The organism is Heyndrickxia vini (assembly GCF_016772275.1).
GTDB lineage: Bacteria > Bacillota > Bacilli > Bacillales > Bacillaceae_C > Heyndrickxia > Heyndrickxia vini.
Map to the genome: position 1 here is coordinate 3,252,819 of NZ_CP065425.1, position 21,864 is coordinate 3,274,682.

The following is a 21,864-nucleotide window of genomic DNA, read 5'->3' on the forward strand; positions in this document are numbered from 1 at the left end:
CATCCCTTTCGCTTAACTTACTTGTATGTGGCTTGTTTCATACACCTTAGTGCCATCTTTCGTAACCGCATTTCGGAAACCGGTTAATAACTGTTTTGTTACCTCCCCTGGCTGGCCATCCCCGATTTTTCTTCCATCCACCTTCACAACGGCGATAACTTCCGCTGCGGTTCCGGTTAAGAAAACCTCATCGGCAGTGTACACATCATGTCTAGTAAACACATCTTCACGAATATCGAAACCTTGTTGTTTAGCAAGTTCAATTATTACATTTCTTGTAATGCCTTCGAGAGCTCCAATATATCCGGGAGGTGTTTTAATGATGCCATCTTTAATAATGAATACATTGTCTCCGGAACCTTCTGCAATATAGCCTTGGTCATTCATCATCAATGCCTCACTGGCTCCAGCTAAACTTGCTTCAATTTTTACAAGAATATTATTTAAATAATTTAATGACTTTACTTTTGGACTTAACACATCGGAACGATTACGTCTGCTTGGTACGGAAACAACTTCAATGCCGCTTTCATATAGCTCCTTTGGAAATAATGCCAAAGGTTCCGCAATGATAATGACTCCGGGATTATGACAAGTAAATGGACTTAATCCTAAATCACCAACACCCCTTGAGATGACTACCCGAATATATGCATCGTGTAATTCATTTTTTTTCAATGTTTCAACGATTAATTGATTTAATTCTTCTTTTGTATAAGGAATTTCTAACATGATTGAGTGTGCTGATTCGTATAACCGTTTTATATGATCATCCAGTCGAAACACATTCCCACTATACATACGAATGCCCTCAAAAACACCGTCACCATATAAGAAACCATGATCGTAAACAGAGACCACTGCCTCTTCCTTTTTCACAAAACGGTCATTTAGAAAAATCCATTTGTCTGACAAAACAACTCAATCCTTTCAACATCGATTATGAATCTTTAGAAAAATTATTTAATTGTTGACAATCATACGCCTATAAAATTAGCAGGTCAACCCTTTTTGAGTAAGTTTTTTGACTATTTTGATTAGACTGTAAATTGGTAAACGCTTACATTACTTTCGTTATCGCATTTCTTATAAAAAAATTTTTTTATAAAACTTTTGGCTTTTTTATTAACATTCACTTTTTTCATAATTAAAAGGGAAATTTCAATAAATAGGGTTGTTAATTACTTGCATTTAGGATTATAATGTCCGTTATAGGTAGACAGTTGTATTTCTGAAACGGATAAATACGAATGTATGAATTTACAAGATTGGAGTGATAGATTTGAAGAAAATTTCAGTAGGATTATTAGGATTTGGAACTGTCGGGACCGGCGTTGTCCATTTACTGATGAATGATCGACAAAAATTAGTTCAACAAACAGGCTCGCAAATTCAAATTAGTAAAATTCTTGTAAAGGATCGAGAAAAGTCTCGAAAGATGGATCAATATGATCATCTTCTAACATTGAATCCTAGCGATGTCATCGATAATCCCGAGATTGATATCATTATTGAAGTAATGGGTGGAATAGATGAAACAAGAAAATATATTCATAGAGCATTAAAAAATAAAAAACATGTCATTACCGCAAATAAAGATTTAATGGCCCTCTATGGTACAGAATTATTGCAGGCGGCAGCCGATGAAGGCTGTGATTTATATTATGAAGCTAGTGTTGGAGGCGGCATTCCAATTCTACGAGGCATAACGGACGGCCTAGCAGCTGATCGGATTAAAAAATTGATTGGGATCGTTAATGGAACAACAAATTATATTCTAAGTAAAATGAGTCACCACTCGGTTAGCTATGAAAAAGTTCTTCTAGAAGCACAATCACTTGGATTTGCCGAAGCCGACCCTACTTCAGATGTAGAAGGTTTAGATGCAGCGAGAAAGATGGTTATTTTAAGTCATTTAGCGTATTCAATTCCCGTTACATTGGAGGATGTAAAAGTCGAAGGAATTACCCGTGTGGCTGAAGAAGATATTCAATATAGTAAAAAACTTGGCTATGCGATTAAGCTAGTAGGGATAGCAGAGGTGGAGGATGGCGAAATTGATATTCGTGTCGGACCAACCCTTCTCCCATTCAACCATCCGCTTTCATCGGTCGATAATGAATTTAACGCGATTTATGTCTATGGACACTCAGTCGGTGAAACGATGTTCTATGGTCCCGGTGCCGGGGAGCTTCCGACCGCGATTGCTATTGTGTCCGATTTAATAACTGTGGTCAAAAATATGTCCTACGGAATAAACGGTAAACATATTTTTCTGCCTCTCCAAGAGAAAAAATGCAAATCAAGTGAAACGGTAGAAAGTCAATATTTCCTCCGCCTTCATGTGAAAGATCAACCTGGAGCATTATCAAAAGTAACTGCATTATTTAATGACCAAGGCATCAGTTTGCAAAAAATAATCCAAGAACCTTTATTATCAGGAAATTTGGCCGAAGTAGCCATCATTACACACACAACCGAACAACAACGTTTTGAACAAATCTATCAGCTTTTAAAAGACTTAGAGGATGTTATCGACGTCAAAAGCTACTATCGCGTAGAGGGGATGAAATAATATGTATTGGCAAGGACTAATAAAACAATATGAGGACTATTTACCAATAAACGAACATACTCCGGCTCTTAGTTTGATGGAAGGAAACACACCTTTAATCCCTTTAACTAAACTATCAGAAAAATGGCAGTCAGAAATATACGTTAAATACGAAGGAGCAAACCCGACTGGTAGTTTTAAAGATCGAGGGATGGTACTTGCGGTAGCCAAAGCAAAAGAAAGTGGCAGTCGCGGAGTAATTTGTGCTTCGACCGGTAATACCGCCGCTGCTGCTGCTGCCTACAGCACACGTGCAGGACTTGATTGTTTAATTGTTATTCCAAAAGGCAAAATCGCATTAGGTAAATTAGCTCAAGCCATTATGTATGGTGCTAAAATATATGAAATCGATGGGAATTTTGATCAAGCTCTTGAAATGGTTATACATACGGCTAAACATTCGGAGTACACACTTGTCAATTCTGTTAACCCTTTTCGTTTAGAAGGACAAAAAACAGCTGCCTTTGAAATTTGTGAACAATTAGAGGGAGCTCCCGATATTTTATCCATCCCCGTCGGAAACGCCGGAAATATTTCCGCTTATTGGAAAGGCTTTAAAGAATTCCATCAAAAAAAGGGATATGCGTTACCGAAAATGCACGGGTTTGAGGCCGAGGGCTCTGCAGCAATTGCAAAAAATCAAGTCATTGAATTCCCAGAAACAATTGCCACTGCCATTCGAATCGGAAATCCCGCAAGTTGGAAGTTAGCAGTAGAAGCAGCGGACGAATCAAATGGAAAAATTGATTTTGTTACAGATGAAGAGATTTTGGAGAGTTATCGGGAACTTGCTAGTTTGGAAGGTATTTTCGCAGAACCTGCTTCATGTGCATCTATTGCCGGAATAAAGAAACAAATACAAACTGGGGAAATTAAAAAAGGAAGCAAGATTGTCGCTGTACTTACAGGTAATGGTTTGAAAGATCCTGCTACAGCTATGGATCAATTAAATTTACAGCCTATCACTTTACAGGCAAATAAAGATGAACTACTCCACAATCTTAAGCAGGTGACACGATGAAAGATTTTCAATTTACGTTAAAAGTTCCAGGAAGTACGTCAAATCTTGGACCCGGATTTGATTCAATCGGTTTAGCTGTTAATCGGTTTTTATCGATTCATGTTGAATCGGCTACACAGTGGGATATCCAATTTAAAAATAACGATGTTCTGCTGCCTGATGTAAAGGAAAATTTATTTTATCGTGCAGCAAATCATCTTAGCCAGATTTATAAAAAACAACTTCCCCCTTTAAAAATTGTCATGGATAGTGATATCCCGTTAGCTCGCGGGCTTGGAAGCAGTGCAGCAGCTATTGTCGGGGGAATTGAAACCGCAAATTTAGTTCTTGATCTTCACTTGACCCTTAAAGAAAAAGGGCATATTGCAAGTTGTTTTGAAGGACATCCCGATAATGCTACTGCCTCATTACTAGGGGGGCTGACTATCTCTACACATACGGATGAATCAACAGAAACAATTGTGTGCCCGGCACCAAATATTGATATCCTCGCCATGATTCCATCATTTGAATTACAAACTAAAAAGGCGAGATCTGTTTTACCAGAACAATTATCGTATAAACAAGCGGTTGAAGCGAGTAGTATATGTAATGTGTTGGTTGCAGCAATTTTTCAAAATGATTGGGTTTTAGCTGGAAAAATGATGGAAAAGGATTTATTCCATCATCCTTATCGAAAACAATTAGTGCCTGATCTTGATAGGATTACTGTATTAGGTCATGAATTGGGTGTATATGGTACCATTCTAAGCGGTGCAGGGCCTACCATTATTTCCTTCGTACCAAAAAATAAAGGTGAAAGGATCGGACAATTGCTTTCTCAAAAGTTTCCAAATTATCAATATGAAGTGCTCCAACCTATTCCACACGGAGTAATTACTTTACCTACTAATGAAACGATGAAATTAGTACCTTAATATGAACAGAGCTGGACAATATAACAAAAGGGATCATCCGAATTTGGACGATCCCTTTTGTTTGTTGTTTAGGAAATTATAAACGCATTGTGGATATCTTTGTTACATAAGGTGTCTACGTCTAGCTCCAGCGCCTATCGACTAGAAAACTTCAGGACTTTTCCCTACGATAAGTCAACATCGATTCGCCTTACAGGCTCATCGTGTTTCCTTTATCTCAGTCAAAGTCCTTCCAGTTTTTACGTCGATGAGCAAGGCGCTTCCGCATTGGTTCTTAAGATACCTTTTCTTGAGACTCGATTTTCGTCTCCTTTTCTATTTTCACAAAATGTTTAACGATTCTTTTCGACGTGTTTCCGTCAAGATGATCAAAAAATCTTGTTCTAAATTGATGAACTGCCTGCAAATCAAAGTTCCCTTTCTGAATCCACTCAATAAGGGATGTTGTTTCATTAAAAAGTGGACCAGGGATTATCGTTTCATAATCATAATAGAAATCGCGTTCCTCAATATAGTCTTGAAGGTCGTTCGTAAAAAAGGCAATAGGCCGACACAACAAGCTAAAGTCCACAAATACGGTAGAATAATCTGTGATTAATAGATCAGTCAACACGAGCAATTCTTGAATGGTATATTTCTCATGAATATGATACGCAAATTCTTTTTCATCTTCTTGAAGCACTAATCCTGATTGCATGTACGGATGCAAATGAATTAATAACGCGTATTCTGATTGAAGATTTTCTTTCATTTGCCCTATATTCATTGGACAGATGAAAGATTCCTGATAATGACTCTTTCCCCGATAGGTCGGAGCATAAAGAATTAATTTTTTGCTTTTAAGTTCCGGAAAATCTTGATAAAAAGAATCTTTTAATTTATTAATTTCATCTCTTTGGAAAAAATAATCATTCCTCGGAATTCCTAAAGGATAGATTTGGTCTTCCGGCATGCCAAATGCTTCAGCATAGAATGGAACGACCTCTGATGAACTTACATACACTTTTGAATAGTTCGAGTGAATTTTCACATGCTTTAAATAGTCTAAGCTAGGACCATATGATTTTCCAATTGTACTAAGTCCAAATTTCTTCAAAGCACCCGACCCATGCCAAAGTTGGATAATTTCCATTCCTTTTCTTGGCTTAATGACATAGATAGGAAAATAAAAATCGTCGATTATAAAATACTTTGACGTCGCTAGTTCATAACAAGCCTTAATCATATGAACCAAATAATCAAACTTTCCTAAAAATGAACTATTTAGTTTTTTAAAGGCAAAATGTGGCTCATAATTCGGATACTGCTTCCCCAATTCCCTCCAAATAAAATAAAGGTTTCCGGTTAGTTTATCTGAACGATAGGAAGCAAAGGTCACCTTGTTTTGTTTCACCTTAAAAAACAAGCAAAAGCAAGTATACACGAATTGAATCATATTTTTCACGATTATTGTAGGTATTAATTTAATACTTTTCATCGTTATACCTACCTTTCATTAATGCATTGTTCTTAGATCTTTAAGATGTTTTTATATAGATAGGTTACTTGCTTCTCCAAAACTTTCCCTTGATTTTCGCTCGAATAAAATACATTCAGAACTCTATTTCGTTCATCCCGATATAAAGTAGGATCTTTCACATATTCTCCAAGAGATTGCATTAATTCTGCAAAGTTACGTGTTTTCGGTCCAGGCGTCACATCGAAATATCCATGATACATTTCATTCGATTTTTTTAAATAGGTTTCAAGATCATAGCAATAAAAAGCAACAGGCCTGTCCAATAATAAAAAGTCGGTATAGCAGCTAGAATAATCGGTTAATAGAATATCAGTATATTTAAGCAAAAATTGAGGGTCAATATTTTCATCACTTATATCAACGATATGCTTATACTGTTTTGGAATATACCCACTACTATACATATGCCTTTTAATTACAAATATATAACCCGTCTTTTCACAAAACTGATCTAATTCTTGAAAATCTAATACTAGATTAATATCTGTATCTATCTTCCCAAAACTTCGGTGTGTCGGCATATATGTAATAATTTTATTTTCTTTTAAAAATGCCGGAACATCTGCATCTTCTTCGGATTCACTAAAGAAGATATCATTTCTAACCTGACCTAATTCAAGTACATTTTCTTTAGGGACTTGATACGTCTCAGGATAATAGGATGAAACCTTTTCACTAGTTGAGACAACATAATTCGTCTTCGCTGAATTTGTTTTAACAACAAATTTCCCAAAAAACCGTTTGATAAAACTCTTTTCGTGAAGAATCTTATAAGTAAACGTATTTTTATTTGCTCCCCAAACTTTCTTCAGCCCAACACCGTGCCAAGTATTATAAGAGATGGCTCCACCGAGCAACACTTTATAAAAGTCGTCGTTAATTGAATGCGAGTGGACGATTAGCTTCGCTCTTAATTGATAAAGGATCCCTTTCAACGATTTGTGTTTGAAAGCCAGATATCCCTTTTCTGTCAATTCCGATACGACATTTGCGTCTTTCGAAATCCACACACAAGTTATTTCAGGGTTTTTTACCATCTCTAAAAATAGATATTTCGGATTCCCTCTAAAGCCTCTCCCATTTTCAGCACCAAAAATAACTAGATTATTAGATTTTGGGTATAGCTTTGATAAATACCAAGTTGTTACGACAATCGTTCTTTTTAAAATGAGCTTGCTTTTTTTTATTAGATTTTTGTTAACGGAAATTAATATCAAAACCAATAAAATGATTTGGATAATATTTTGTATTTGCATTTCAATCCCTCTTTAGTTGTTCTCGCTACAAAATTATGAAATTATAAAGAAGTTTGTTCTGAGAGTACGATTTCTTCCACCGTTTTTTGAACTGGTTTTTGTACTTGCTTTCTTACAATAATATTTTGCCCATCTAAACAGATCCCTGTTTCGGACAGAAGATGATCAACAATTTCTCCAACATGCTCTGGTTGCATAATTGTAGAAGGATCTTCATCAGGAGCAAGAACTTTTCGTAATTCCGTTGCACATCTTCCTGGTGAGATACAGTATACTAAAATACCATACTCGGATAATTCTTCTGATAGTGTTTCAGACATACTAATAATCGCTGCTTTCGAAGATGCATAGGCTAACCATCCAGGACGGGCTGTCATTCCTGCTGTTGAAGCAACATTCAAGATTTTTCCACCTGTCCGCTTCATAAACTTAACAACTTCTTTTGTAATGTAAAAAATGGAATGAACGTTAATTTTATATGTTTCTTCCCAGTCTTCAATTGAAGTTTCTAATAATGATTTTGGATTTGCGAACCCGGCAACATTCAACAAGTAATCAATGCTTCCGTAGCGCTCCCCAACACCCGCAATCAGATTTTCTACTTCTTCATAATCTGTTAAATCCATTGCATGACATTCGATTTCTTTATTCGGATTCATAAGGTGAGCCGTTTCGTGCAAACCTTCCTCCGTTCTTGAAATAAGGATAAAATTTCTTATATCCTCGCGTTTACTTAAACTTACAGCAATTGCACGGCCAATACCTCTACTTGCCCCAGTAATTACACATGTTTTTGACATTGTTAACCCTCCATTAAAATGTATTCTTTATATAAAACTTCGGCAATTTTACGATCCACTGGTTTAGTAATTTTTATATTGTAATCACTGCCTTTTAACACTTTTATGTCTGATTTAAAATAATGAAAATAAAGGCTTGCATCTTCCGTGAATTCTAAGTTTTCTTCTCTAGCGCATTCATGGGAATACAATAACTTCTTTCTATTAAACTTTTGCGGCAATTGGATATTAATTAATTGATCCCTCACTAAATTGTTCTCTATGAAATTTTTTCCTTCAAGTACTGTAAAAGGAATGTCCAAACCGTATGTAGCGCTTTCATTACCACACTCGATAAGATGACTAAATTCCTCCTTCGTTACAAAAGGTCTTACCGCCTCGTGAACGATGACTTGATCGAATCTCGCTGATTTCAATGCATGATAAACGGATTCTTGTCTTGTTTCTCCACCTTCAATACAGAAAATAGGCGTTGAAAAACCATAGTTATGAATGATTTCTTCCGTTTTTTCAATAAATTCTTTCGGTGAAGGAATAATTATTTCTTTTATTGAATCAATGGTATCGATTTTTTCTAATACATGTACCAATATTGGTTTACCACCAAGCAGCAAGAATTGTTTTGGAATATTAACCTGCATTCTCTTGCCAATACCACCTGATAATAGAATAAAGCTACAATCTCCCATATGGAACCTCCGTTTTTTGTAAATTCAAAATGAAAAATCTGTTTGAAAAGATTAGAAATATTATACTATTTTATCATTAAGATTGGAAAATATTTTTTTAGAATAAAACTATTTTGTGTATTTCAGGTGAATAAACTAAATAAAAAAAACCTCCCTAATATATAGAGAGGTATCATATGTATAAATGACTAAGAAATCGATTTATCTATCGCACTATCCCAGTCTGGAAAATAATATAGGGCATTTCTCATCAATTCAGGATGAGACTTTTTAATACTTTTTTTATTTAACTTCAAACCACCGATATGCAACTGACGGATTTCATCCAAAACCTGCTCAACACTCATATCCACTTCCATCCCACACACCTCCCTCCCGACCCAATTATCTACATAATTACCCAAATAAACAAAAAACATACAAATCGGTGCCTGGCACCTAAAATGGACATTTGTTCGTACACGGAGGACAATTATTCGTGAATCGCATGGTTGTTGGGTTTGTGGGAATGAAAAAGGGCGACGGCAGTTTGTCTGACACGTCACCCATTTTATTTATTTTTAATCACCAACTTTAAAGCTAATAAACTTTTGCTCCATCATTTCTTCCATGGCGTATTTGATTCCTTCTCGGCCGACACCGCTATCTTTCCAACCGCCATATGGCATATTATCGATTCGATAGGTCGGAATATCATTGACGATTACCCCACCGGTTTCAAGGCGTTCTGCTGCATAAAATGCCCGTTCGAGGCTTGGTGTCATAATACCTGAATTTAATCCGTAACGGGAATCATTTGCATCATTAATTGCATCATCTAACGTATCGAATGGAAAAATACAAACAACCGGGCCGAATATTTCATAACGAAATACCTTTGAATCTCGATTTACATTCGTTAGGACAGTTGGCAATAATGCGTTTCCTTCTGTTTTTCCGCCACATTCAATTGTTGCTCCCTCTTGTACAGCCTCTGCGACCCAGCTTTGAATACGATCCAATGATTTTTTCGAAATAACCGCTGTGATATTTGTATTTTCCTCTAGTGGAGAACCGACCACAAGCTGTTTTGTCCGACTAACAAATTTCTCGACAAACTTCTGATAAAGCGATTGATGAACATAAATTCGTTGAATGGAAATGCACACTTGCCCATTAAAAGAAAATGACCCCATCACACTTCTTTCAATCACTTGGTCGATATCCACTCCTTCGTCAATTATGAAAGGTGAGTTCGATCCTAGTTCAAGTGTAAGCTTACGAAAACCTGCTTGCTGCTGAATAATATGTCCAACTTCTACACTCCCTGTAAAAGTAACCTTTTTCACATGTGGATGGGTAGTGAGCACTTCACTAAGAACATCTCCTTTTCCAGGTATAATATTTAGAACACCGTCAGGTAATCCAGCCTCTTTAAAAATTTCCGCCAATACAAGTGAACTTAACGGAGTTTGTTCGGCAGGCTTTAACACAATTGAATTTCCTGCGGCAATTGCCGGTCCCACCTTGTGTGCAACTAAATTAAATGGAAAATTAAAAGGTGTTATCGCCGTTACTACACCAATCGGAGTTTTGATGGTAAAACCAAAACGTTTTTCTCCACCTTCAGCTGCATCCATTGGAATTTGCTCTCCATAATTACTTTTAGCCGCTTCCGCTGCAAAACGATACGTTTGCACTGTACGACTAATCTCTTCCCTGGCGTTTCTTATTGATTTGGCCGCTTCTAATGCAATAATTTTTGCAAATTCCTCACTTCGTTCCTCCATAATCGTTGCCACTTTAGCTAGAATTTTCGCACGGGCATGAGCAGGATATCCCCTGAACTTTTGAAATGCGGCGTGTGCTTCAACTACCGCCTCTACAGCATCAGCTGGTTCTGCCTGTCCTATTTGTGCGATTTCTTCATTTGTATGTGGATTATACAATGCTTCATACTCTTTTGGTTCGCGCCATTTCCCACCGATCCATAACTGCCATTTTTTCTTCATCCTTATTCCCTCCAAACATTTACTTATAGTTTACAAATATAATCACCCAATGTTTTCGATAGCTTTACATTTTCCGAATAGTCCACATCGACATCGATTAAAACAATATCTTTTTCTTTCATTGCTTCTTCAAGAGCAGGTAATAATTCATCGGAATGAGTGACTTTTATTCCCTTTACCCCAAAACTTCTCGCAAATTCCAAAAAGTTTGGATCCGTAAATGCAATATCATTTGTCCGATTAAATTTATTGAGCTGTTTCCACTCGATTAATCCAAATTTAGAATCGTAAAAAATAATGATAATTATTGCTAATCCAAGGCGTTTTGCTGTCGCTATTTCGACCCCGTTCATAAGGAATCCTCCATCCCCTGTTATCGCAAATACGGGTTTATCGGGATGTGCAAGCTTTGCGGCAATTGCTCCCGGTACAGCTATTCCCATTGATGCCCAGCCATTCGAAATAATCGTATGATTCGGCTTTTCAGGTTGATACATGCGCGCAACCCATAATTTATGGGCTCCTACATCAGAAATAATAATTGCTTCTCCTTTTTCCGCTTTCTTCAAATCGGCAATAATTCGTTGTGGTTTTATCGGACTTCCCGATGCTTGATCATCCGCATGGAGCTTATCATCTAATTGGGATTTTAATTCTTTTAGCTTTGGCCAAAGTTCTTTTCTATCAATGAGGGACTGTAAACTTTCTAGCCCCTCTTTCACATTTCCCACTAATTCTGAAGCAAGTGGATAGTATGCATCAACCTCCGCAGGTAAACTATCAATATGTACAATTGGATTCTTCGCCTCATCATTCCAATACTTAGGTAAGTATTCAACAAAGTCATACCCTACTGTAATGATAACATCTGCAAGGTCAAATCCACAAAGAACATAGTCTTTCGCTTGCATTCCCACTGTATAAAGTGTTAAGGGATGATTAGATGGTAATACGCCCTTTGCCATAAAAGTATTCACTACAGGAATATTCTTTTCTTCAGCAAATCGTCTTAAACTCTCTGTTGCACCGTCTCGTATGACCCCATTTCCGGCTAAAATGATTGGTCTTTTTGCCTTATTTATTATTTCTGCCGCTTTTTTCAGCTCCTCTTTGGCTGGTGATGAAATCGGTAGCGGGGAAACTGGTAATGGCTCTCCTTTTGTGTCCATCATGGCAATATCCTCAGGTAGTTCAATATGGACGGCACCGGGTTTCTCCAAAACCGCTGTTTTAAATGCCTTTCTTATAATTTCGGGTATGGTATGTGGAACACGAATTTGTTGATTCCATTTTGTAATTTCTTCAAAAACACCAATGATATCAACATATTGATGCGATTCCTTATGTATACGTTCAAGTCCAGCCTGTCCGGTAATTGCCACAACTGGAGCATGATCAAGAAATGCATCGCCAATGCCGGTGATTAAATTGGTCGCTCCTGGACCAAGTGTTGCCAAACATACTCCCGGCTTTCCTGTTAATCTCCCGTACACATCTGCCATAAACGCGGCTGCTTGTTCGTGATGAACCACAACGAATTCGATATTCGAGCCGATAAGTGAATCAATTAAATCCGTATTTTCTTCCCCAGGAATACCGAAAATATATTGAACACCTTCATTTTCTAAACATCGTACAAACAAATCTGATGCTTTCAAAAATACTCCCTCCTCATACCATTTTGGATAGCTTTCCAATTTGCATAAGAGTTTATGTGTTGGAAATATTAAATATAGGAATAGATTCGAATATTCTACGTGTATGGTATTTCAATCAATCAGGAGGATTATGGATGAAGCTTGCAGATATATTGGTTATTATCGGTTTTTTCGTAGTTGCGGTTGTTGTAATTGCGATTATACTATTTCTCATATTTTTATTAATATTTGATCGAAATCAGAAGAGCCATTCGATTTTACGGAACTATCCTGCACTTGGTCGAGTTCGCTATTTTTTTGAAAAAATTGGTCCTGAAATGCGGCAATATTGGTTTAATAGTGATACGGAAGGGAAGCCATTTTCAAGGGATGACTATGAGCATATCGTCAAAGGTGCAAAGTATAAACGTGATGTTGTCGGATTTGGTTCACGACGCGATTTCGATGAGGAAGGTTTTTATGTGAGAAACGATATGTTTCCGAAATTAACCGAAGAAATCAAGATGGACGACGAAGCAAAGGTTTTCACTAAAAGATATTTATTGTTAAAGGATCCACTGTTCTCGCAAAGGGAAGAGAAATGGGAGGATGATGAGTCACCTGCTTATTTACTGCATGATGATGATGCGGTTGTCATTGGTCCCAATACAAAATATCCTTTTAAATTAAAAGGGTTGATCGGGATGTCTGCCATGAGTTACGGTGCATTGGGGAAAAACGCCATTACCGCTTTATCAAAGGGACTGGGAATGGCCAAAGGAACGTGGATGAATACCGGTGAAGGTGGTTTATCTCCGTACCATCTGGAAGGTGATGTTGATATCATCATGCAAATCGGCCCCGGTTTATTTGGTATCCGTAATAAACTTGGCGATGTCGACTGGGAAGAATTAAAAAGAAAAAGTGAAATTCCACAAATTAAAGCATTTGAATTAAAGCTTGCCCAAGGTGCCAAAGCGCGTGGTGGACATATTGATGGAGAAAAGGTAAATCCGGAAATTGCGGAAATTCGAAAGGTGGAACCATATAAATCGGTTGATAGTCCAAATCGTTTCCATCAATTTAGCGATGTACCAACAATGTGTGATTTTATTGAAAAAATTCGTAGTACAACTGGAAAACCCGTTGGGATGAAGATTGTTGTCGGCGGAAATGATAGTGTTGAAGAATTAGCGAAATATATGAAGGAAACAGGGAAAGGTCCCGATTTTATCACCGTCGATGGAGGTGAAGGTGGAACTGGGGCTTCCTATCAAGAATTAATTGATAGTGTAGGCTTACCGATTAAATCGGCAATTCCTATTCTTGTATCCACCCTCCAAAAATACGGAGTACGTGACAGGGTGAAAATCATTGCATCGGGAAAATTATTTACCCCAGACCGAATTGCCATTGCACTAGCTATGGGAGCTGATTTAGTCAATATCGCACGGGGGTTTATGATCACTGTCGGATGTATTCAAACGTTGAAATGTCATTCTAATGCCTGCCCAGTTGGAGTGGCAACAACTGATCCCGATCTTCAAAAGGCACTTGTTATTGACGAAAAGAAATACCGGGTTGTCAATTTCCTTGTGACATTAAGAAAAGGGTTATTCCGAATATCAGCTGCTGCAGGTATAGACTCACCCGTTCATTTTGAACCAAAACATGTCATGTATAAAGATGATAAAGGGATTGTCTACTCTTTAGAAAATATTCTTCAAGAAATCCAGCAACAAACCGGTAGTGTGAGCTAATCCTTTTGATAATAACAATCATCCTTTTTTGTCCGATACGCCAAGGAGTTACTTTTTTTCATGTTCATGTGCACGAATCCATTGGATGCGTGCAGGAAAAGCGGTTTTTTCTGTGCTCTCGTGCACGAAACCCTCGGATGCGTGCAGGTAAGGCGGCTTTTTCCTTGCTCTCGTGCACGAATCCGTCGAATGCGTGCAGGTAAGGCGGCTTTTTCCTTGCTCTCGTACACGAAACCCTTGGATACGTGCAGGAAACACGGTTTTTTCCTTGCTCTTGTGCACGAAACCCTCGGATGCGTGCAGGAAAAGCGGTTTTTTCTGTGCTCTCGTGCACGAAACCCTCGGATGTCTTTGGAAGCTCAAAGCTACAAAAAACGCCAATGACGGAATTCTCAAGTATTCCTCATTGGCGTTTTGTTTTTTATTTCACAATAATTACCGGACAATGTGCAGAGTGTGCAACTTGATGACTGACGCTGCCTAATAAAGCTTCTTTAATGACGCCTTTACCAGTGTTTCCAATAACGATAACATCATAATTATGCTTTTTAGCATACTGGGTAATGTTAGATGCTGGATCTCCATGTATGATGTGCGTTTCATAGGAAATGCCTGATTCAGCAAGAAATTGAACAGCTGGTGCTAATACCTCTTGATCTTCCTCTTTCATTAATTCATCTAAATCGATATTCAGTATCGGTTCTTGAAGTGGAAGATCCTTATTTATATGCAGAATTGTTACTTTTTCTGAATTTAGTGATTTGGCAAGTTCTGCAGCATGCTGCAATGCATGTGCAGAAGGTGCCGATCCGTCCAGTCCAACTAAAATTTTGCTATACATTTAAATCGTCCTTTCACGAAATATTTGCGAAAACATTAATGTGCTACCCTATCGACATGTGCAAGATGCTTGCGGCCAAAAGCAATAACTAACATCGCAATGAAAACAAATATTGCTCCACTATAAAAAGGTATGTGCGGATTAAACTTTTCGGCAAGTTTATTGGCTAACCAAGGTCCAATTGCCCCACCAATAAAACGAACAAAACTATATGCTGCTGAAGCTGTTGCACGTTCGACTGGTGCAACTTCCATCACAGCAGTTGTAATTAACGTATTATTGGTTCCAAGGAATAGACCCGCAATGATAACACAAACAATAACAGTAGTACTTGAGTCGGTCCAAATTCCCATTGCTAATAATGTTAATGCAAATAAAGTTAACATTGTGCACATTGACTTAATTGTTCCAAATTTCGCTTGAATTTTTGGTGCAACAAATACAGAAGTAAATGCTAGACAAAGTCCCCATCCTAAAAACACAAATCCAAGACCATGCTCATGCAAGCCCATTACAAATGGAGCAAATGCCATAAGTGTAAAGAAACCGATATTATATAGGAAAGCTGTTAATCCGAGTCTAAATAATCCCGGAAATTTCAATGCTTTCAATGGATCTAAAACGGAGCTTTTTGTCTTAGGTTTAGTTACCTTTGGCATTTTCAATAATAAAGATAAAAAGGCGATAATCATTAAAACACTAACACCATAAAATGGTCCGCGCCAAGAGATGGAACCTAATTCTCCGCCAAGTAATGGGCCTACAGAAATACCAAGGCCAATAGCGGCTTCATATAAAATAATTGCTTTTGCTGTTCCACCAACAGATAGTCCAACGATAGCGGATAGTGCAGTAGCGATAAATAACGAGTTACCAAGTCCCCAGCCACCACGGAAGCTGACAACTCCCCAAATTCCATTAGATGAACCAGCTAAAGCGGAAAAAATAACAATTAATATAATACCCGATAATAATGTCCACTTAACACCAATGCGGCTAGAAACGACACCGGTAATTAACATGGCGATACCCGTAATTAAGTTATAACTGGAAAATAATAAAGAAACTTGACTCGGTGTCGCATGCAATTTTTCGGCAATTGCCGGTAAGATTGGATCAACAAGACCTAATCCCATGAAAGAAATAATCGTTGCAAAGAAGATTACCCAAACAACAAGCGGTTGTTTCGCCGGTTGATTATGGGCTTTCAGTGCTTCTTCTGTCATAAAGTAAAACCCCTTTTTATTGTTTTTGAAATAAAAAATGAAAACAAAAATGGTAAACAATCCTGCTCGCAACCATTCCTTATTTTCACTCAAAAAAGTAAAATATATGTTCTGATTTACGTTAAAAAGTATACTACTTTCTAACGTTAACGTCAACGTTAATTTCCATTCGTGCAAAATTAAATCTTATGTTATCTTAATATATATAGATACACGTAAAAAATTTTACTGATAAAATAAACTACAATATCGTAACTCCATTATTTCATTAATACGAGGAGAGTTAGTATGGATGGATTAAAAATAGACGAAGTAGCTAAACAAAGCGGCCTAACAAAAAGAACAATCCGTTATTATGAACAAATCGGCATTCTCCCATCTCCCCCGCGCAGTGATGGAGGATTTAGACTATATTCTCAAGAACATGTCGATTTTTTAAAGAAAATCACGAATGCTAAAGAAGTATTAGGATTCACACTGCAGGAATTACAAGAATTTATTACCCTTAGTGACATGTTAGAGTTACAAAGAATGGACTATCGGCAAGTAAAAGGAACAAGTTTGCAAAGGGAAAAATTGGAAAAAGTTTACCAAACCGTAAATGAACAATTGAAACTCATTGAACAAAAAAAGAAAAATATTATAAAATTAGAAACAGATTTGGTTTCACTAAGGGATAGAGCGAAGGAAGCATTAATTCGATTCGAAAAAGAAGAGTTATGACAAGTTTTCAAAGTATAAGAAAAATGGAGTTGGCTCCACGTCCAACTCCATTTTCATTTTTAGATCAGCTGTCCAGTGCAACTTTTTAACGTATAAAAACTACTTAAATAACCCTACTACTACCACAAACAAATACATAGGAATAGCTACTATAATCATCCCTAATAAACAGTAAGCTGCACATTTTATTATCAGTTTTATAAAATCATATATTGCTCCCAAAAAATCATCTATAAATTTAGCCACCTACTCCCTCCCATTCACCACCATTTTGTTTTGAATTACCGTATATGGATATTATTCATCAAAAATTTTATGAATCCTTTATTCTAATTCTTTTCCACAATAAGAAACCTGAACCACTTCGGTTCAGGTTTCTCTTTTTATTTTTTTATTGCGGAGCTGCAACTTGTTTGACAGCTATCCTTTATAGAGCAATGGGCACAGGCACCTTGTTTACTTTTTTTGAAAAATTTAAAGAGGGTAAAGGCTGCATAACCAAAAATCAAAGCACCGATAATAATACTAGCAATCATTGAAAGTCACTCCTCTTTCTTCATTTTACAATCCAAAAATCAGCCTTCCACCTTGATAAATAACAAAGGATAAAGCATAAGCTATAACTAATGAGTACCCAATCCCAAATAATGTCCATTTCCATGAGCCCGCTTCATTACGGATAGCAGCAACCGTTGCTACACATGGAATGTATAAAAGAACAAATACGAGAAAACTATACGCTGATAATGGTGTAAATGAATCAGTTAATAGTCCCTGCAGTGAAGCCGTATTTGGCGTATGATAAATAATATTCATTGATGAAACAACCACTTCTTTTGCTAAAAATCCCGGTATTAATGCAGCACCTGCTTGCCATACACCAAAACCTAGCGGTGCAATTAATGGTGCTATACCCTTACCGATCATGGCTAGGAAACTATTATCCATGTCTACTCCAATCCCGCCAGGACCCATATAGGATAATAACCAAATGACGACAGATCCTCCAAAAATAAACGTCCCTGCTTTACGAACAAATCCTTTTCCTTTATCCCATGTACTCCGCCATAACGTGAGCGCCTGTGGAATACGATAGGGCGGCAGCTCAATAACAAATACCGATGACTCATTTTTCATCAATGTTTTTGAAAATAACTTTGCCAAAAGTAAAGCAACGACAACACCTAATAAATATAATGAAAAAACGACAATTGCTTGATATTTTTCAAAAAAAGCACCGACAAATAAGGCATAAATAGATAAACGTGCCGAACATGACATTAATGGTGTGAGCAAAATCGTTAATAATCTTTCCTTCGGCTGTTCAATTGTTCTTGCAGCCATGACACCTGGTACATTACAACCGAATCCAATAATCATTGGTATAAAAGCTTTTCCATTCAAACCCGCTTTCTCCATCATTCGATCCATTACGAGTGCCGCACGTGCCATATAGCCAGAGTCCTCTAAAAAGGAGATAAATAAGAACAAAATAAATATTTGCGGTACAAATACTAACACGCCACCAACACCGGCAATGATTCCTTGCAACACTAATGCCTGAATAAAAGAACTAGCGTGAACAGCTTGTAGTCCTGCTTGAATCCAGTCCGTTAATGGTCCTGTAAAAAAGGCATCCAATCCATCTGATAACGGTGTCCCTAACCAATCAAAGGTTATTTTAAACATCAAAAACATAAATGCCAGAAAGATTGGGATACCCAACCATTGATTGGTAACAATTTTATCAATTTTTTCCGTCCAATTGCTTTTCGATTGCTCCGTTTCCCGACTGCTTTCTTGAATCACTTGGTCAATCCATTGCTTTCTAGAATCAAAGATTAAGCGAGTAATCGTCGTATAAGAGGTTGTTGCTTTTATTTTTTGTTCAACCTCATCAATCACTGCTGTTATTTGATCATTTTTTATAAAAGACGTAACGTCGGGATTTCCCTCTAATAATTGCAATGCTAACCATCGTTTTGGAAGATCTATTTTTTCATCTTCTAATATTTGAATGATTCTTATAATCCCATCTTCAACAATTTTTCCGTAATACACATAAGGGATTTTTGATGATGTATTGTCTAAAGCATTTAATTGTACGGCAAGGTCATTACAGCCCTTACCATTCCGTGCCGTAATTGGAACGACAGGTGTACCTAGTTTTTTTGCCAGTAGTTGATCATCTATTTCCAAGCCGCGTCTATTTGCGACATCGACCATATTCAAACCAATAACAACGGGTCTTCCAAACTCAAGAATTTGGATTGTTAATTGCAAGTTTCTTTCTAATTGTGAGGCATCCACAATATTTATAATGTTTGTAAAAGATTCATTTAAGAAAAATTGGGTAACAACTGACTCATCCTTTGATAAAGGATAAAGCGAGTATACTCCGGGCAAGTCAATTAGGTCCCCGTGAACACTTTTTAATTTACCTACCTTCTTTTCAACGGTAACTCCGCTCCAGTTTCCAACATATTCATATGAACCAGTTAAATAATTAAATAATGATGTTTTCCCTGTATTTGGATTTCCAACTAAAGCCGTCTGCATCATTTCTTTTCGACCTTTATTTGCCCGGCATCACAGCGGCGAATGCCAATTAATTGTCCATTACATTCCAGCATGCATGGTCCGCCAAAAGGCATCCGATGTTTTACTTTGATTGGACATCCCTCTACAACTCCGATATGTAAGAGGCGATGCTTAACAGTATTATCTAAATTTGAAACATCTACGATATATCCAGTTTTTCCTTCAACTAAATCTAATAGCATCATGATGTTGTTTGCTCCGTTCATAAGAAATGTAATTGATAATGATAAACTTTCTCATTTATGAAATTATTTTATCACGATGTTTTGTGTATGTCTTTAAGAAATTTTTGTCTAACACATGAAAAAGTAAATCTAATCCCGTTGTATTTCGTTAAAACGGTTCATATAGGTTGTTGTTAATACAGGTCCGTTCCTTTCCGCTGCAGGTACTCGCTTTCCGCGGGGCTGGCGATGAGCCTCCTCGTCGCTTCGCTCGAGGCCACTGAAAAACTTACGTTTTTTCCCCTTTTCATTTTGGGGTAATAAAAAAGATGACATTTCGTCTGTAATTAGATGAAATGTCACCTTTTTCCTATCCCCTTTTTACTCTTTTTCATTTAGGAGCTTTAGAATCCGCTTGAGATTTACCGCAAATATTGCTGTTGCCCCTTGGATTTCCATGCCAAATAGACCCGAGGAATTTGCTGTTTTAAACCCGTGTCTATGTTTGAGTTCGCTATTTTTGGCTTCAATTTTATAGCGAGTTTTTGCTAGTTGTTTAAATTTATCCGTTTCTTGAAATGCTTCCTGATCTTTATGTTCAGTTGATTTAACTGTTATTGAGTATGTCTTACTTTTTGCTCCTTCTTTATAGCACCCTTCACGAAACGGGCAGACTTTGCACTTCTCAATATCAAAAAAGAACTTAATTCTTGGATTTTTATCTTGCCCCTTTCTTTCTTCATATTTTTTCTTGGTAGCCATTTGCCCCGCCTTACAAACGAACATTCCAGCATCTTTATTAAATTCAAATTCATCTTCTTTTGCCCGTGTTCCATGTGTTATATGTGGATGCAATTTAGAAATAAGTTCAAGTTGATTTTCTTTTGCATAACTAATATTGTCTTTTTCAGAATAGGCTGTATCACCAATTACTGTTTTAATTTCCATTCCTGTAGCTTGACTTTTCCCAACTAACTCTTGCAGGTATTTTCCATCACTTTTTTCTCCCGTTGTCGGAATCGCTGCTGTTATTATTCTTTCATCGCTCATCGCGATGTGTGTTTTGTATCCGAAAAATGAGGAATCAGCTGTTTTATGTCCTACCCGTGCGTCCGTATCAGTTGAACGGTTCATTTGACTCATGTGTTCTGTATAATCTTCTATTACTTCATGAAGGACATTTAATTTTTCATTTACTTTGGGAATTGCGGCTAATTGTGGTTCTGATTCGACAATAGAAACAACTCGGCGACAATAATTCAATTCATCTTCAACTTCATTGGAAGTTGGTTTTGGAGGAAATTTCTCTTTCATTGAGTCATCAATTTGATAAACTGCTTTTCTAAGATTTTTTGACTTCTCTTGTAAAAATTCCTTCGGTGACTTTTGGTTAAAACGTGATTGTGTATGTGTGGAGTCCACGATTATTGTTTTACTTTTTATGATTTCCTTTTCAAGTGCAATCTCAACTGTTTTCCCAATAAGTAAATCTAACAAGGTCACATCTTTAAGACGGAGCTTACGAAATTTTGTTAAGGAACTTGGATTTATTACTGGGTCTTCTGGTGCCATGTCGAGAAAATACTTAAATGACATATCATATCTAGAGCGTTCTACTACATCTACATCAGACAAATCATAAATCGATTTAAGCAATAGATACTTAAACATGCGGATTGGTGGCACTGCATTGCGACCATTATCGAGGCAGTATTTCGTTTTCAATTCTTCAATAATGAACGAAAAATTCACCAGTTCATTGATTTGACGAAGCATGTTATCTTTGGGAACAACAAGATCATAAATAGCTATATATGGACTAAGATTGAGAGATTCTTGGTTAGAAATCATTTGAGTATCACCTACATACATTTGATATCATCATTATAAAACAAAAAGGCAGATAAATGTTTGGTCAACTCAAACATCTATCTGCCTAATAATAAATGGACTTTTTCAGTGGCCTCGCTTCGCTCCCTGCGGGGTCTCATCTGTCCAGCTGGATCCCGCAGGAGTCTCGTACCTTCCGCTCCAATCCACTCTGCGCTATTAATATTATTAAAACAACAATCTAAAAAAGAGACAAAAAAAGAAGAGTAGATTCC

The 21,864-nt window shown here is 37.1% G+C and carries 21 protein-coding genes; 5 read left to right on the forward strand and 16 right to left on the reverse strand.

The window, feature by feature from the left end; all coding sequences use genetic code 11:
• Window positions 1–12: 12 nt before the first annotated feature.
• Window positions 13–915, reverse strand: coding sequence for a branched-chain-amino-acid transaminase (gene ilvE / locus I5776_RS16295; protein WP_202777394.1), 903 nt, complete (start codon window positions 913–915; stop codon window positions 13–15).
• Window positions 916–1,282: 367 nt separating this feature from the next.
• On the opposite strand from ilvE, the gene I5776_RS16300 reads away from it, so the two are divergent.
• From I5776_RS16300 to thrB, 3 genes are read left to right on the forward strand one after another with little or no spacing between them, the layout of a single operon-like run.
• Window positions 1,283–2,575, forward strand: coding sequence for a homoserine dehydrogenase (locus tag I5776_RS16300; RefSeq protein WP_202777395.1), 1,293 nt, complete (start codon window positions 1,283–1,285; stop codon window positions 2,573–2,575).
• Between the two features lies 1 nt (window position 2,576).
• The gene (thrC, locus tag I5776_RS16305) at window positions 2,577–3,635 is read left to right on the forward strand and encodes a threonine synthase (RefSeq protein ID WP_202777396.1); all 1,059 of its coding nucleotides are present in this window, start codon (window positions 2,577–2,579) and stop codon (window positions 3,633–3,635) included.
• Window positions 3,632–4,552, forward strand: a complete 921-nt coding sequence (thrB, locus tag I5776_RS16310) for a homoserine kinase (protein WP_202777397.1) — start codon at window positions 3,632–3,634, stop codon at window positions 4,550–4,552. The genes thrC and thrB overlap by 4 nt, the downstream gene beginning before the upstream one ends.
• 274 nt (window positions 4,553–4,826) lie before the next feature.
• On the opposite strand, the gene I5776_RS16315 is transcribed toward thrB, so the two are convergent.
• The 7 genes from I5776_RS16315 to I5776_RS16345 form a co-directional block, all read right to left on the reverse strand.
• Window positions 4,827–6,029, reverse strand: coding sequence for a CDP-glycerol glycerophosphotransferase family protein (locus I5776_RS16315; RefSeq protein ID WP_202777398.1), 1,203 nt, complete (start codon window positions 6,027–6,029; stop codon window positions 4,827–4,829).
• Window positions 6,030–6,061: 32 nt separating this feature from the next.
• The gene (locus I5776_RS16320; RefSeq protein ID WP_202777399.1) at window positions 6,062–7,327 is read right to left on the reverse strand and encodes a CDP-glycerol glycerophosphotransferase family protein; all 1,266 of its coding nucleotides are present in this window, start codon (window positions 7,325–7,327) and stop codon (window positions 6,062–6,064) included.
• Between the two features lie 41 nt (window positions 7,328–7,368).
• Window positions 7,369–8,127 carry an SDR family NAD(P)-dependent oxidoreductase gene (locus I5776_RS16325; RefSeq protein WP_202777400.1) on the reverse strand — a complete coding sequence of 253 codons (759 nt, stop codon included), beginning with the start codon at window positions 8,125–8,127 and terminating at the stop codon, window positions 7,369–7,371.
• Between the two features lie 2 nt (window positions 8,128–8,129).
• Window positions 8,130–8,816 carry an IspD/TarI family cytidylyltransferase gene (locus I5776_RS16330; protein WP_202777401.1) on the reverse strand — a complete coding sequence of 229 codons (687 nt, stop codon included), beginning with the start codon at window positions 8,814–8,816 and terminating at the stop codon, window positions 8,130–8,132.
• 188 nt (window positions 8,817–9,004) lie between these two features.
• Window positions 9,005–9,175, reverse strand: coding sequence for a hypothetical protein (locus tag I5776_RS16335; RefSeq protein WP_202777402.1), 171 nt, complete (start codon window positions 9,173–9,175; stop codon window positions 9,005–9,007).
• 201 nt (window positions 9,176–9,376) lie between these two features.
• Window positions 9,377–10,807 carry an aldehyde dehydrogenase family protein gene (locus I5776_RS16340; protein ID WP_202777403.1) on the reverse strand — a complete coding sequence of 477 codons (1,431 nt, stop codon included), beginning with the start codon at window positions 10,805–10,807 and terminating at the stop codon, window positions 9,377–9,379.
• 23 nt (window positions 10,808–10,830) lie between these two features.
• Window positions 10,831–12,465 (reverse strand): acetolactate synthase large subunit, encoded by a 1,635-nt coding sequence (locus I5776_RS16345; protein WP_202777404.1) that lies wholly within the window; start codon window positions 12,463–12,465, stop codon window positions 10,831–10,833.
• Window positions 12,466–12,599: 134 nt separating this feature from the next.
• Here I5776_RS16345 and I5776_RS16350 point away from each other — a divergent pair, with 134 nt between their 5' ends.
• A complete protein-coding gene (locus I5776_RS16350) occupies window positions 12,600–14,204 on the forward strand; it encodes an FMN-binding glutamate synthase family protein (protein WP_202777405.1) in 1,605 nt (534 codons plus the stop codon).
• A gap of 421 nt (window positions 14,205–14,625) precedes the next feature.
• On the opposite strand, the gene I5776_RS16355 is transcribed toward I5776_RS16350, so the two are convergent.
• Both I5776_RS16355 and I5776_RS16360 read right to left on the reverse strand, forming a co-directional pair.
• Window positions 14,626–15,045: a universal stress protein gene (locus tag I5776_RS16355; protein ID WP_202777406.1), complete on the reverse strand. Its 420-nt coding sequence runs from the start codon at window positions 15,043–15,045 to the stop codon at window positions 14,626–14,628.
• A 35-nt stretch (window positions 15,046–15,080) separates the two neighbouring features.
• Entirely contained in the window at window positions 15,081–16,271 is a 1,191-nt protein-coding gene (locus tag I5776_RS16360) for an MFS transporter (RefSeq protein ID WP_202777407.1), read from the reverse strand.
• A 288-nt stretch (window positions 16,272–16,559) separates the two neighbouring features.
• Here I5776_RS16360 and I5776_RS16365 point away from each other — a divergent pair, with 288 nt between their 5' ends.
• Window positions 16,560–16,994 (forward strand): MerR family transcriptional regulator, encoded by a 435-nt coding sequence (locus tag I5776_RS16365; protein WP_202777408.1) that lies wholly within the window; start codon window positions 16,560–16,562, stop codon window positions 16,992–16,994.
• 99 nt (window positions 16,995–17,093) lie between these two features.
• Here the strand turns inward: I5776_RS16365 and I5776_RS16370 are convergent, their stop codons facing one another.
• The 6 genes from I5776_RS16370 to I5776_RS16395 all read right to left on the reverse strand — a co-directional run bounded on the left by I5776_RS16370 (window position 17,094) and on the right by I5776_RS16395 (window position 21,610).
• Window positions 17,094–17,240 carry a hypothetical protein gene (locus I5776_RS16370; protein ID WP_202777409.1) on the reverse strand — a complete coding sequence of 49 codons (147 nt, stop codon included), beginning with the start codon at window positions 17,238–17,240 and terminating at the stop codon, window positions 17,094–17,096.
• A 137-nt stretch (window positions 17,241–17,377) separates the two neighbouring features.
• On the reverse strand, window positions 17,378–17,530 hold the full coding sequence (locus I5776_RS16375) for a FeoB-associated Cys-rich membrane protein (protein ID WP_202777410.1): 153 nt from the start codon (window positions 17,528–17,530) through the stop codon (window positions 17,378–17,380).
• A gap of 25 nt (window positions 17,531–17,555) precedes the next feature.
• Window positions 17,556–19,556 (reverse strand): ferrous iron transport protein B, encoded by a 2,001-nt coding sequence (gene feoB, locus I5776_RS16380; RefSeq protein WP_202777411.1) that lies wholly within the window; start codon window positions 19,554–19,556, stop codon window positions 17,556–17,558.
• A complete protein-coding gene (locus I5776_RS16385) occupies window positions 19,553–19,801 on the reverse strand; it encodes a FeoA family protein (RefSeq protein ID WP_246483819.1) in 249 nt (82 codons plus the stop codon). Before I5776_RS16385 ends, feoB begins: the two co-directional genes overlap by 4 nt.
• Before the next feature lie 108 nt (window positions 19,802–19,909).
• Complete coding sequence (locus I5776_RS16390; protein WP_202777412.1) at window positions 19,910–20,122, reverse strand: hypothetical protein; 213 nt, start codon at window positions 20,120–20,122, stop codon at window positions 19,910–19,912.
• 18 nt (window positions 20,123–20,140) lie between these two features.
• Window positions 20,141–21,610: an IS1182 family transposase gene (locus tag I5776_RS16395; RefSeq protein WP_202777413.1), complete on the reverse strand. Its 1,470-nt coding sequence runs from the start codon at window positions 21,608–21,610 to the stop codon at window positions 20,141–20,143.
• Window positions 21,611–21,864 lie beyond the last annotated feature (254 nt).